Raw genomic sequence first — 12,576 nt, forward strand, 5'->3', positions numbered from 1 at the left:
ATCAGTCTTCTGTGCCTTCCAGTCTGAGAACGCTGGTCACAGCGGTGACCGATTCCATCTCCGCCAACACCGCGACAGTATCTGCCAGCGACGACTCCACCGCATGGTGGGTGACGACCACGAGCCGGGCGCCGTCGCCGTGGCCCTGCTGGCGCACGGTGGAGATGCTCACGCCGTGCTGGGCGAAGGTGTCGGCCACCGCGGCGAGCACCCCGGGGCGGTCCTCCACCTGCAGGTTCACGTGGTAGCGGGTGGGGGTGTCCCCGATCGGCGCGATCGGCAGCTCAGCATAGACCGATTCGCCGGGGGCCCGACCACCGTAGAACTTGTTGCGCGCGGCCATCACCAGGTCGCCGAGCACGGCCGAGGCGGTGGGGGCACCGCCGGCGCCCTGCCCGTAGAACATCAGGCGACCGGCGTTGTCGGCTTCCACGACCACGGCGTTGAACGCGCCGTTGACCGAGGCCAGCGGGTGCTTGCGCGGGATGAGCGCCGGGTAGACGCGCACCGAGACGCGATCCTTGCCGCCCTGGGCCGAGGTCGGCTCGCCCGGACCCGAGGAGACGCGCTCGCAGATGGCGAGCAGCTTGACCGTGCAGCCCACGGCCGAGGCGGTCTCGAGATCCTCGGCGGTGATCTTGGAGATGCCCTCGCGGTACACATCGGCCGCGGTCACGCGGGTGTGGAAGGCCAGCGAGGCCAGGATCGCGGCCTTGGCGGCGGCGTCGTAGCCCTCGACGTCGGCGGTCGGGTCGGCTTCGGCGTAGCCGAGCGCGGTGGCTTCGGCGAGCACGTCGTCGTAGGCGGCGCCGGTCTCGTCCATCGCGGAGAGGATGAAGTTGGTGGTGCCGTTGACGATGCCGACGACCTTGTTCACCCGGTCACCCGAGAGCGACTGGATCAGCGGACGCACCACCGGGATCGCGCCGGCGACGGCGGCCTCGAAGTACAGGTCGGCGCGGCTGGACTCGGCGGCGGCGGCGAGTTCGCCGGTGTAGTCGGCCAGCAGCGCCTTGTTGGCGGTGACGACGGACTTGCCCGCGTTCAGGGCGTTGCCGATCAGCTCGCGGGCGGGGTCGATGCCGCCCATGACCTCGACGACCAGGTCCACGTCGTCGCGGGCGACGAGCGCCTCGGCGTCGGTGGTGAGCAGCTCGGCGGGCAGGCCGCGGTCCTTGCTCAGGTCGCGCACGGCCACGCCGCGCAACACCAGCGGCGCGCCGACGCGCGAGCGCAGGTCCTCGGCGTGATCGCGCAGCACGCGCACGACCTCGGTACCGACGGTGCCCATGCCGAGCACGGCTACACCGAGGGGACGTCCCGCGTCTTTGGTGCCGTTCATTCTTCCACCTCCAGGCTGAGCAGGTCCGCCACCGTTTCCCGGCGCAGTATCAGCCGCGACGCACCGTCACGCACCGCGACCACGGCGGGTCGGGTGAGCAGGTTGTAGCGGCTCGACATCGAATAGCAGTACGCCCCGGTCGCCGCGACGGAGACCAGGTCACCGGGGCCCACATCGGCGGGCATCCAGGTATCGCGAATGACGATATCGCCACTCTCGCAATGCTTTCCGACCACGCGCGCGACGACGGCATGCGCATCCGACGAGCGCGAGACCAGACGGCAATCGTAGTCGGCCTGGTACAGCGCGGGACGGATATTGTCGCTCATCCCGCCGTCCACGCTGACATAGCGTCGGCGCGCGCCACCGTCGAGTTCGACATCTTTGATGGTGCCGACCTCGTAGAGGGTCACGGTGCCCGGTCCGGCGATGGCGCGTCCGGGTTCGACGGCGATGGTCGGCTCGGGCAGCCCGGCGCGGTCGGCCTCGGCGGCGACCAGGCGTCGCAGGTTGGCCGCGAACTCGTCGAGCGGGGGCGGGTTGTCACTGGGCAGGTACGAAATGCCGAGGCCGCCACCGAGATCCAGGGTGGAGATCTGGGCGGTGCGCTCGATGCCGAACTTGTCGATAGCCTCGCGCAGCAGCCCGAGCATGCGCCGCGCGGCGATCTCGAAGCCGTCGATCTCGAAGATCTGCGAGCCGATGTGGCTGTGCAGACCGACCAGGCGCAGGTTGTCGGCCTCGAACACCCGGGCCAGTGCCTCCATGGCGTCGCCACCGGCGATCGAGAACCCGAACTTCTGGTCCTCGTGGGCGGTGGAGATGTACTCGTGGGTGTGGGCCTCGACGCCGACGGTGACCCGCACCAGCACGTCCTGCACCACGCCGGCCGCACCGGCCACGGCCTCGAGCCGATCGATCTCGAAGAGCGAGTCGACCACCACGTGCCCGACCCCGGCGGCGACGGCCGCTTCGAGCTCGGGAACCGATTTGTTGTTGCCGTGCAACGCGATTCGCTCGGCCGGGAAGCCCGCGTGCAGCGCCACGGCCAGTTCGCCGCCGGAGCACACGTCGAGGGAGAGCCCCTCGTCGCGGATCCAGCGCGCGATCTCACCGCACAGGAACGCCTTGGACGCGTAGTGCACCCGGGCGTTGGGCCCGAAGGCTTCGACCATGTCGCGGCAGCGCGAACGGAAGTCGTCCTCGTCGATCACGAACAGCGGCGTCCCGTAGGTCGCGGCGAGCTCGGTGACGGGCACGCCCGCCAACCGCACCACGCCGTCGGCGTCGCGCGAGGCGTTGCGCGGCCAGACGTTGGCGGGCAGGTCGATCATCTCCCGCGCGTCGGTCGGGCGCTCGGCCAGACTGGGCGCGTGCGGGATCTCTGCGTGCCGGGGACCGGCCGGGTGTGCACCACTCACTGTTGGGCGTCCTTCCTGAAAAGCTTGCCGGTGTTCACATGCGCTCCGGTGCGCTCACGCCGAGCAGGGCCAGACCGTTGGCCAGGACCTGTCGAGTGGCCTTGACCAGTTCGAGGCGGGCCGCGTTGAGCTCGGTGACGGGTTCGTCGCCCTTGGGCAGCACGCGCATGTCGTCGTCGGACTGGAACGGGTGGTAGACCCCGGCCAGTTCCTCGAGGTAGCGGGCGATGCGGTGCGGTTCGCGGGTGTCGGCGGCGGTGGCGACCACGCGCGGGAAATCACCGAGCGTGCGGATCAGGTCGCCTTCGCGCGCGGAGTTCATCAGCGCGAAATCCGGTGTGACCGAAGCGAATTCGGCGAACTTGGCGGCGTTGCCGATGATGTTGTTGGTCCGCGCGTGCGCGTACTGGACGTAGTAGACCGGGTTCTCGCTGCTGGCCTTGGTCCACAGGTCGAGGTCGATGTCGATGCTCGAGTTCACCGAGGAGCGCACCAGCGAGTAGCGCGCGGCGTCGACGCCGATCTGCTCGACCAGGTCGTTGAGGGTCACCACGGTGCCCGCGCGCTTGCTCATCTTCACGGCCACGCCGTCGCGCACCAGGTTCACCATCTGCCCGATCAGCACCTCGACGGTGTCGGGGTTGTCGCCGAACGCGGCCGCGGCGGCCTTCAACCGGCCGATGTAGCCGTGGTGGTCGGCGCCGAGCATGTAGATGGCCAGGTCGAAACCGCGGCCGCGCTTGTTCTGGAAGTAGGCGATGTCACCGGCGATGTAGGCGGCGTTGCCGTCGCTCTTGAGGACCACCCGGTCCTTGTCGTCGCCGTACTCGGTGGAGGCGATCCACCAGGCGCCGTCCTTCTCGTAGAGGTTGCCCGAGTTCTTGAGCTCTTCGACGGCGCGTTCGACCGCACCGGAGGCGAACAGTTCGCTCTCGTTGAAGTACACGTCGAAGTCGGTGCCGAACTCGTGCAGGTCCGCGCGGATCTGGGCGAACATCTGCTGCACGCCCTCGCTGCGGAACACCTCGTGGCGCTCGTCGGCGGGCAGGGTGAGCACGTCGGGGTGCGCGGCGACGATGCTCGCGCTGATCTCGGCGATGTACTCGCCGGCGTAGCCGTCCTCCGGGGTCGGCTCACCCAGCGCCGAGGCCACCAGCGACTTGGCGAAGCGGTCGATCTGCGCGCCGTGGTCGTTGAAGTAGTACTCGCGGGTCACCTCGGCGCCCTGCGCGGCCAGAATGCGGCCCAGCGCGTCGCCGACGGCAGCCCAGCGGGTGCCACCCAGATGCACCGGACCGGTCGGGTTCGCGGAGACGAATTCCAGGTTGATCTTCGTGCCCGCCAGCGCCGAGCCGGTGCCGAAGTCGGTCCCCGCGGCCAGCACCTGCGAGACGATCGCGCCCTGCGCCGAGGCGGCGAGGCGGATGTTCAGGAAGCCCGGACCGGCGATCTCGGCCACCTCGATGCCCTCGGCCGCCGACAGCGCCTCGGCCAGCCACCCGGCCAGCTCACGCGGGTTGGTTCCGACCCGCTTGGCCACCTGCATGGCCACATTCGTGGCATAGTCGCCGTGTTCGGGGTTGCGCGGACGCTCCACTGTGACCTGCTCGGGCAGGACCGACGAGTCCAGTCCGCGTTCGACAAGCACCTTCGCCGCGGTGGTACGAAGGAGATCTGCAAGGTCAGCTGGAGTCACGAGTCTCTATCCTATTGGCTGGGCCCCTCGCAACCACGACCGCCCGCCACGAACTGACCGATCCATACGTCGAAAGAGCACAAGCAGCGATGCCGAGCAGGACCAGCGCCACATCAGCCAAGGCCGTCAAGGCCGCGGGGAAGTCCTCTCCGTCCCGCAAAACCGGAAAGGGCAAAATTCCGGGCAAGAAGCGGGAGACCCCGTGGGCCCTGCTCGCCGCCGGCGTCGCCATCGTCGCGCTGGTCGGCCTGCTGGCCTACAGCCTGGTGCCCAAGTACCTGGACCAGGCGGCGATCCGGGAGGCCCAGACCGACCTCAAGGAATGGATCCCCACCAAGGAGAACCAGGACCCCTCGACCAAGATCGAGGGCGTCGTCAAGCAGGACTACGAGCCCGGTCTGCACGTGACCGCCGAGCAGCGCGTGGCCTATGACAAGTCGCCCGCCTTCGGTGGTCCGCACGACGGCGCGTGGGCCAACTGCACCGGCACCGTGTACGCCAAGCCGATCCGCATGGAGAACGCGGTGCACTCGCTCGAGCACGGCGCGGTCTGGATCGCCTACAACCCCGACAAGGTGAACGCCGACGGCGTCGAGACGCTGTCGAACTTCGTCAAGGGCAGGCAGTACTCGCTGATGTCGCCGTACCCGGGCCTGGACTCGGCGATCTCGCTGCAGTCGTGGGGCCACCAGCTCAAGCTGGACTCCGCCGACGACCCGCGCGTCAAGCAGTTCATCTCCGCCCTGCGCGAGAACCCCTACACCTACCCCGAGGTCGGCGCGAGCTGCTCGAACCCGATCTTCGACGCGAACAACCCGCCGCCGTTCGACTCCTCGCCCTACGGCCCCGACGCGGTCCCGATGGACGGCGCGGGCCTGACCCCCGACGCGGCCGAGCTCGGTGGCGCCAACGGTTCGGGCATCCCCGGTCTGCCGACGATTCCGGTTCCGGGCGGCCTGCCCTCGGGCCAGTAGTGAGCACCGTCGAATCCGACGACACCGTCACCGAGTCGAGCGCGCGTCGCCCGGCCGGTGCGGTGCTCGTGCTCGGCGCGATCGGGCTGCTGTTGCTCGGCGCGGTGGCCGGGGTGCTGTTGCGAATGCCGTTGGAGCGCAACGCCGATCCCGAACCGAGCGCGGTCGACATCGGTTTCAGTCAGGACATGGCGGCCCATCACGCCCAGGCCGTCGACATGGCCGGGGTGGCGCTGATCGCCTCGACCGACAACGACGTGCGCCGCCTGGCCTACGACATCCTGACCACCCAGCAGAACCAGATCGGCCGCATGCAGGCCTGGTTGCAACTGTGGGGCGAGTCGAACCAGAACGTCGAGGGCTACATGGGTTGGATGGCCGAGGACCACGGCACCGGCGGCCACCACGGTGGCGGCGCCGACCACGCCGCGTCGGGCCCTGTGCAGTCGATGCCCGGCATGGCCAGCCAAGAGGAGATGACCACGCTGCGCCAGTCCACCGGCCCCGCCCTGGACACCCTGTTCCTGCAACTCATGCTGCGCCACCACCAGGGCGGCGTCCCGATGCTCGACTACGCCGCCGAGCACGCCGACACCCCCGCCGTGCGCGGCCTGGCCACCAACATGGCCAGAACTCAGGAGGGCGAGTCCCAACTGATGACCACCATGCTCACCACCCGAGGCGCCTCCCCCCTGCCCCTCGGCTGACCCGGTGGCGGACCGGCCCAACCCCCGGCCCGCCACCGTTTTTGGCACACCACACAACATGCGATACGCTGTCGCTGCCCGATCGCCTCACCGCGACCGGCCCCCACCCCGCCCTCGTAGCTCAGGGGATAGAGCGTCTGCCTCCGGAGCAGAAGGCCGCAGGTTCGATTCCTGCCGAGGGCACAGCAAAAAGGGTCCCGCCTTACCAGGCCGGGACCTTTTTTCGTTGACAGCCAGGTTCTACCCATCGCTGTTCCGTAGTTCTCTACCCCGTTCCGGTGAGGTAGAAGTGTGACTTGTCGCACCTGCCCGATATCCTCCGTCCGGCGATATGCCGCAAGGACTTTGGAGGGTGCGATGGTCGAACAGCTCAACGTGGGCAATACCAAGGAAAGCTTCGGCAAGACCGTGACCGGTCTGGGTAAGGCCGCGCGCTCCGCCTCGACGCAGTTCGTGGGACAGGTCGGCACCGTGCGGGAGGCCGCCAAAGGCAAGGTCGAGAAGCTGGCGGTGAAAGGCCCGGACCCCTATGAGGTGGCCGTGGCCGAGTACAACGCCGTCTTCACCGCGATGGCCGACCGGGGCCTGTCGCTGCTGCGTCAGCGCGAACGCTCGACAGATCTGATCGACCTGGTCGAGCAGTTGGTGAACAGCATCGCCAACACCCCGAAGTCGTTCGACACCGACTTCGACGAGATCGAGATGAACAAGAAGCAGTTCCTGAACGCGGAGGACTTCGCCGCGCAGGAACTCGACGCCGCGCGCCTGTCCGCGGCCGGGGCGGGCGCCGGGCTCGCGGCGGGCACCGCGGTGGCAGGCCTGGCACCGTCGGCGGCGATCTGGGTCGCCACCACCTTCGGAACAGCGTCCACCGGCACCGCGATCTCGACCCTGTCCGGGGCTGCGGCCACCCAGGCCGCCCTGGCGTGGCTCGGCGGCGGCGCACTGGCCGCCGGTGGCGGAGGCACGGCCGCGGGCGCCACCTTGCTCGCGCTGGCGGGTCCGATCGGCTGGACGGTCGCGGGCGCGACCCTGCTCGCGTCGATCGCCTTGTTCGCGAAGAAGAAGTTCGAGACTCGCGAGGCGAAGCAGGAAGCGCTGACCGCGATCAAGCGGAACACCGCACTTGTCACGGGCATGGACGCCCAGATCGACGATCTCCTCCAGCGAACGACCTCGCTGCGCGAAGGACTGCTGCGGTCCTACGGCCGATCGCTGGCGCACTTCCGCGCCGATTTCCGCGCACTCTCCGCCACGGAGCGCACGGAGCTGGCCACCTTGGTGAACAACACGAAGTCCTGCGCGGTCCTGCTGTCCGCGCGCATCGAACAGGACACCGAGGGTGCGTGACGCCGCCGAGCTCGTGATGAGCACCCAGGAACAGGCGGTGGCTTCCTGGGTGAGCTATCTCAATCAGCTGCGCATAGACAACCTGTTCAGCGCGCTCGGCGGGCAGGACGAACATCTCCGCGACGCGCTCACCAGCGTCGACGAGGCCATCAGGAAGATCGACCTCGAGGTGGTCGCCGCCAACCGTGGCGGACAACACGGCATGCACGGCTTCATCGCCGAGATCGCCGAGGTCGGGATCGGCAACGCCCGACAGCAGATCCTCGGCCGGGAAGCCGTCTATCAGTGGGTGAACGACAACGGCCCCGTGGACCTGATGCGCGACGGCGTCGAGATCCAGCAGAAGTTCGTCGCGGCGGGCGGCCGCTTCTCCCTGGGCGCGATCGCCGAGCACCTCCAGAAGTACCCCGACTTCGTGCGCAACGGGGGCAGGTACCAGATCCCCCGCGACTACTACGACATGATCCAGCGGCTGCGCACCTGCTCCCCCGAGGAGGCGAGCGCGCAGCTCACACGCAGTGGTGACGGACCGTCGCTCAGGGACTGGCAGCGTGTGCAGGCGTTCTTCGACGACAAACCGGTCGGCATCGAATCGCTCGAGCCCTCGGCACTGGAATACAGCGAGGTGCAGCGCGACGTCTACGCCTCGACCATGGCGGCCGAGAAGGACTCGCTGCGCTCCACCGATCGGGCGCTGCGCACCGATATCCACCAGCAGAGCGCGCCGACGCTGCGCGAAGGAGTCACAGCCGGAGTCACCGCGGCGGTGACGGCGGGCGGGACCGCCTTCGTGCTGGCCGTGGTCACCAAGCGTCGAGAAGGCAAGCGGCTCAACGAGTTCAGCGCGCACGACTGGATCGACATCGCGGGCCGCACCGGCTCGGGTGCGGGCAAAGGCGGCGTCCGCGGCCTGAGCATCTACGCCCTCACGAATTTCACCACCACCTCCGCGGCGGTCGCCGGCTCGATCGTCACCACGTCCTTCGGCATCGCCGAGCAAGCGAACAAGCTGCGCCGCAACGAGATCGACGAACTGGCTTTCATCGAGAACGCCGAGCTCATCGCGCTGGAGGCCGCGGTGCGGGCGTTGTCGTCGTTCGTCGGCCAGGCGAGCATCCCGATCCCGATCGTCGGTGCCGTCATCGGCAATACGGTCGGCACCGTGATGTACAAGGCCGTCGCGTCGTCGCTGTCGAAGCGGGAGGCGGCATTGATCGAGCGTTATCTCGAGGAGCAACGCGTGCTCGACGAGCAGCTCGCCGCCGAGTACCAGGAGATGGTGGCACGGCTGAGTCGGAGCATGTCGGAGTACCTCGGGTTGCTCGAGCGAGCGTTCTCGCCCGACGTGCAGGTGGCGCTCACCGGCTCGATCGAGCTCGCGCTCGGACTCGGCGTGACCGCCGAGGAGATCCTGGATTCCGACGAGAAGGCTCTCGCCTACTTCCTCGACTAGCGCGGACCGGACGGACAGCCCCGGATTTGGCCGGACCGAATTGCCAGGTTACGGTACGCCGGACGACCGACCGGTGACCGTGTGAAACGGGCTGCCTCGGGCGTCGTTCAGGTTTGATCTCGCACGGTTCCACAGGTTTTGGGGGCCAACGTCCCCGATGACATCAGGAGCGTTGCCATGACGAATCCGCCAGAGGGACAGCAACCTCCCTTCGGTCAGCAGCCATCGGTGAATCCGGGAATGCCCCCTGGTCCGCCGGGGTATCCGCATCCCGGCGTCGGTGGGCCCGGGTATCCGGCCCAGGGTTATCCCCCGCAACCGCCGAAGAAGAAGCGGACCGGGTTGTTCGTGGCGCTCGCGGTGGTGGCGTTGGTGGTGATCGGGGTGGTGGTGACCGGGGTGGTGCTCACCATGCAGGGGCGGACGCCGTTGTCGACCGATGATCAGAAGATCGAGCACGCGATCCGCGATTTCTACGACACCCTCGATTCGGAGGGTTTCATCGCCGCGGCGGCGTTGGCGTGTCAGGCGGATCGGACCGAGATCGACAATCTCACCCCGGAGGCGCGCGCCGAGTTCGACCGGGCCTCGGTGCAGGTGACGATCGACCAGGTGAACGACATCGTGATCACCGGCGATACCGCCAAGGCCACGGTCACCGGCTCGCTGACGCTGTCGGTGGAGGGTCAGGAGCCCGACACCGAGACCAGCACCGAGGAGAACCTCGCCAAGGAAGACGGCACCTGGAAGATCTGTTCGGCGCCGGCCAACCGCCGCTGAGCATTGCGATCACGCTGATCCCAACTCTGGGCGCGCCCCGGCGAACACGGCACTATCAATGCCGAGGCGGGCGTGGCTGAGTGGTTGAGGCAACGGTCTGCAAAGCCGTTTACGCGGGTTCAATTCCCGCCGCTCGCTCTATGGGGATCGCGGCTGGGTTCGTGGAATGATCGTTTTCATGTCACGGCCCAGACCGCTTCCGCAGGATCCCATCGCCGAGGCGTATCGCCAGTGGGCGGCGCACGGGTGGGGCCCGGTGGCCGACGGGATGGCGCTGGTGACCTCGCTGGTTCGCGCGCAGCAGATCGTGATGGCGCGGGTGGACGAGGCACTCAAACCCTCTGGCCTGACCTTCTCCCGCTACGAACTTCTGCAATTGCTCAGTTTCAGCCGCACCGGCGCGCTGCCGATGGCCAAGGCCAGCGCGCGCCTACAGGTGCATCCGACGAGCGTGACCAACACCGTCGACCGACTCCAGGCGGCCGGTCTGGTGCGCCGCGTGCCGCACCCCAGTGACCGTCGGGCAACGCTGATCGAGATCACCGCGGCGGGCCGAGAAACGGTCGCCGAGGCCACGTGCGCCCTGAACGCGGAGGTCTTCGCCGAGCCGGGTCTGCCGCCCGAGCAGGGCCGCGACCTGATCGAGTTGCTCGCGCGATTCCGACACGACGCGGGCGATTTCGACGCCGAGGACCCGGAAAACCTCGCATTCCACGCGACCTGGCAACCGAACGGGAATTCTCGCCCCGAACCCCTTGGCAGCTAGGGCGAAAAGGTCCACGATGTAGCGCATGGTGCTGATTCTCGGGGTCTCCGCGGGCGCGAGCGGTGCCCGCGCCCTGCTGACCCATTCCGATCAGCCCCACATGCCGCCCATCGACCGGGTCCGCGTCGCGCGCCGGGCGGGCGGCACGGTGACGGAGTCGGTGCTCGCCGCGATCGAGCACATGCGCGCGGCGGCCGCCGACCGCGACGAGTACATCTCCGGCACCGCGGTCACCTGCCGCGCCGAACTCCGCGACGACGCCCTCACCGCGGCCGCCGCGGAAACCGATTTCGTCCTCGTCGACGAACCCCTGGCCCAACTGCGCTACCTGCGCCACACCGGCCTGCTACCGGCCACCGACTCGATCATGCTCTACGACCTTGGCAGTTCCGGCCTGACCGTCACCCAGGCCGACTGCCACACCGAGACCATCCTGGCGAGCAAACACAGCACCGTGCTCAGCGGCAACGGCTACGACGCCCTGCTGCGCTGGCAACTCGCGCGCAGCGGTGTCAGCACCGACGCGCACGCCACCCGCGAGCACCGAGAATCGTTGAGCCGCACCAGAGTTGTCACCGCCACCGATGCCGACACCGGCGGGCGCACAGTCCTCACCCGCAGCGACCTGGCCGCGTTATGCGAAGCGGGACTGCATCATTCGGCCTCGTTCGTGCGCCTGCTGATCGAGCAAACGGGCGTCACGCCGGGCGCGCTGGCCCTGCTCGGCGGCTGCACGCGCAACCCCAGCCTGCGCGCCGACCTGGCCCGCACCATCGGCCTGCCGATCGTGTACGACCCTGAGCCGGAATATGTTTCGGCGCGCGGAGCGGTGCTGTTGTGCGCGCGTCGCCCCTCGAACCTGTGGCGACACCGTGCCGTGGCGCCGCGCTCGCAACGAAAACTGCTGGCCGCCGTCGCGGTCACGGCCACCCTCGGCGGCACCATCGCCGGCCTGCTCGCCAACGACTCGGCGCGGCACCCCGATCCGGGTACCGCGCCGACGCCCGCACAACTCACCGTTAGCGGAAAGCCCAACTAGGGCAACATACTTCAGCGATTGACGAAGTTCGGCGGCCGCTTCTCGACGAACGCGGCCATGCCTTCCTTCTGATCCTCGGTGGCGAACAGCGAGTGGAACACCCGGCGCTCGAACAGCAGCCCCTCGGCGAGGGTGGTCTCGAACGAGCGGTTCACCGCCTCCTTGGCGATCATCGCGACCGGCAGCGACATCGACGCGATCTTCTGCGCGGCCTCGAGCGTGGTGTCGAGCAGTTCGTCGGCGGGCACGACCCGCGAGACCAGCCCGGACCGTTCGGCTTCCTCGGCGCCCATCATGCGGCCGGTCAGGATCAGGTCCATCGCCTTGGCCTTGCCGATCGCGCGGGTCAGCCGCTGCGAGCCGCCGATGCCGGGGATCACGCCGAGGGTGATCTCGGGCTGGCCGAACTTGGCGTTGTCGGCGGCGATCAGGATGTCGCACAGCATCGCCAGCTCACAGCCGCCACCGAGCGCGTAACCCGCGACGGCGGCGATGGTGGGCTTGCGGAAGTTGGCCAGGCGGTCCCAGCGGGCGAAGAAGTCGGCCAGGAACATGTCCATGTACGACTTGGGCGCCATCTCCTTGATGTCGGCGCCGGCCGCGAACGCCTTCGCGGAGCCGGTGATCACCACGGCGCCGATGGAGTCGTCGGCGTCGAGTTCGTCGAGCGCGGCGATGACATCGTCGAGGACCTGGGCGTTGAGGGCGTTGAGCGCCTTCGGTCGGTTCAGGGTGATCCAGCCGACCCCGCCCTTCCCGTCGGTGCCACCCTTGCGCTCCAGCAGAATCGTCTCGAATTCGGTCACGGCCACCCTCTTGTCGATCGACGGTTGTTGATGATGGTGAGTTTATTTGGACCGCAGGGGGCCCGAGTCGCGGGCCCGTCGAGCCCCGTCGCCCGTGGGCGTTAGCGGCGAGGTGGCATAAACGTGCAGCGGATCGTCGGCGTGGCCGATTTCCGGGGTTGGCGGCGGCTGGCTGCACGAATATGCCACCGTTGGGGCGCGCGGTCGCCGGTTGCGGTCGGCGAAAAGGGGTACGGGTGACG

The 12,576-nt window shown here is 68.5% G+C and carries 11 protein-coding genes and 2 tRNA genes; 9 read left to right on the forward strand and 4 right to left on the reverse strand.

Annotated elements, in window-relative coordinates; all coding sequences use genetic code 11:
* Window position 1: 1 nt before the first annotated feature.
* From ACFP3H_RS00105 to argS, 3 genes are read right to left on the reverse strand one after another with little or no spacing between them, the layout of a single operon-like run.
* The gene (locus ACFP3H_RS00105; protein ID WP_378597863.1) at window positions 2-1,342 is read right to left on the reverse strand and encodes a homoserine dehydrogenase; all 1,341 of its coding nucleotides are present in this window, start codon (window positions 1,340-1,342) and stop codon (window positions 2-4) included.
* A complete protein-coding gene (gene lysA, locus ACFP3H_RS00110) occupies window positions 1,339-2,763 on the reverse strand; it encodes a diaminopimelate decarboxylase (RefSeq protein ID WP_378597865.1) in 1,425 nt (474 codons plus the stop codon). The genes ACFP3H_RS00105 and lysA overlap by 4 nt, the downstream gene beginning before the upstream one ends.
* Before the next feature lie 34 nt (window positions 2,764-2,797).
* Window positions 2,798-4,459 carry an arginine--tRNA ligase gene (argS, locus tag ACFP3H_RS00115; protein ID WP_378597867.1) on the reverse strand — a complete coding sequence of 554 codons (1,662 nt, stop codon included), beginning with the start codon at window positions 4,457-4,459 and terminating at the stop codon, window positions 2,798-2,800.
* Between the two features lie 89 nt (window positions 4,460-4,548).
* On the opposite strand from argS, the gene ACFP3H_RS00120 reads away from it, so the two are divergent.
* From ACFP3H_RS00120 to ACFP3H_RS00160, 9 genes are all read left to right on the forward strand, one after another.
* The gene (locus ACFP3H_RS00120; protein ID WP_378597869.1) at window positions 4,549-5,433 is read left to right on the forward strand and encodes a DUF3105 domain-containing protein; all 885 of its coding nucleotides are present in this window, start codon (window positions 4,549-4,551) and stop codon (window positions 5,431-5,433) included.
* Entirely contained in the window at window positions 5,433-6,140 is a 708-nt protein-coding gene (locus ACFP3H_RS00125) for a DUF305 domain-containing protein (RefSeq protein WP_378597871.1), read from the forward strand. The genes ACFP3H_RS00120 and ACFP3H_RS00125 overlap by 1 nt, the downstream gene beginning before the upstream one ends.
* A gap of 110 nt (window positions 6,141-6,250) precedes the next feature.
* Window positions 6,251-6,323, forward strand: a tRNA-Arg gene (locus tag ACFP3H_RS00130).
* A 174-nt stretch (window positions 6,324-6,497) separates the two neighbouring features.
* Window positions 6,498-7,490 carry a hypothetical protein gene (locus ACFP3H_RS00135; protein ID WP_378597873.1) on the forward strand — a complete coding sequence of 331 codons (993 nt, stop codon included), beginning with the start codon at window positions 6,498-6,500 and terminating at the stop codon, window positions 7,488-7,490.
* The gene (locus ACFP3H_RS00140) at window positions 7,483-8,943 is read left to right on the forward strand and encodes a hypothetical protein (RefSeq protein ID WP_378597875.1); all 1,461 of its coding nucleotides are present in this window, start codon (window positions 7,483-7,485) and stop codon (window positions 8,941-8,943) included. Before ACFP3H_RS00135 ends, ACFP3H_RS00140 begins: the two co-directional genes overlap by 8 nt.
* Window positions 8,944-9,120: 177 nt before the next feature.
* Window positions 9,121-9,723: an Rv0361 family membrane protein gene (locus ACFP3H_RS00145; protein WP_378597877.1), complete on the forward strand. Its 603-nt coding sequence runs from the start codon at window positions 9,121-9,123 to the stop codon at window positions 9,721-9,723.
* Window positions 9,724-9,789: 66 nt separating this feature from the next.
* A tRNA-Cys gene (locus ACFP3H_RS00150) sits at window positions 9,790-9,861 on the forward strand.
* A gap of 40 nt (window positions 9,862-9,901) precedes the next feature.
* On the forward strand, window positions 9,902-10,489 hold the full coding sequence (locus tag ACFP3H_RS00155; RefSeq protein WP_378597879.1) for a MarR family winged helix-turn-helix transcriptional regulator: 588 nt from the start codon (window positions 9,902-9,904) through the stop codon (window positions 10,487-10,489).
* Window positions 10,490-10,514: 25 nt separating this feature from the next.
* Window positions 10,515-11,528 (forward strand): hypothetical protein, encoded by a 1,014-nt coding sequence (locus ACFP3H_RS00160; protein ID WP_378597881.1) that lies wholly within the window; start codon window positions 10,515-10,517, stop codon window positions 11,526-11,528.
* An 11-nt stretch (window positions 11,529-11,539) separates the two neighbouring features.
* On the opposite strand, the gene ACFP3H_RS00165 is transcribed toward ACFP3H_RS00160, so the two are convergent.
* A complete protein-coding gene (locus ACFP3H_RS00165; RefSeq protein ID WP_378597883.1) occupies window positions 11,540-12,334 on the reverse strand; it encodes an enoyl-CoA hydratase in 795 nt (264 codons plus the stop codon).
* Window positions 12,335-12,576 lie beyond the last annotated feature (242 nt).

The organism is Nocardia lasii (assembly GCF_042658545.1).
GTDB classification, from domain to species: domain Bacteria; phylum Actinomycetota; class Actinomycetes; order Mycobacteriales; family Mycobacteriaceae; genus Nocardia; species Nocardia lasii.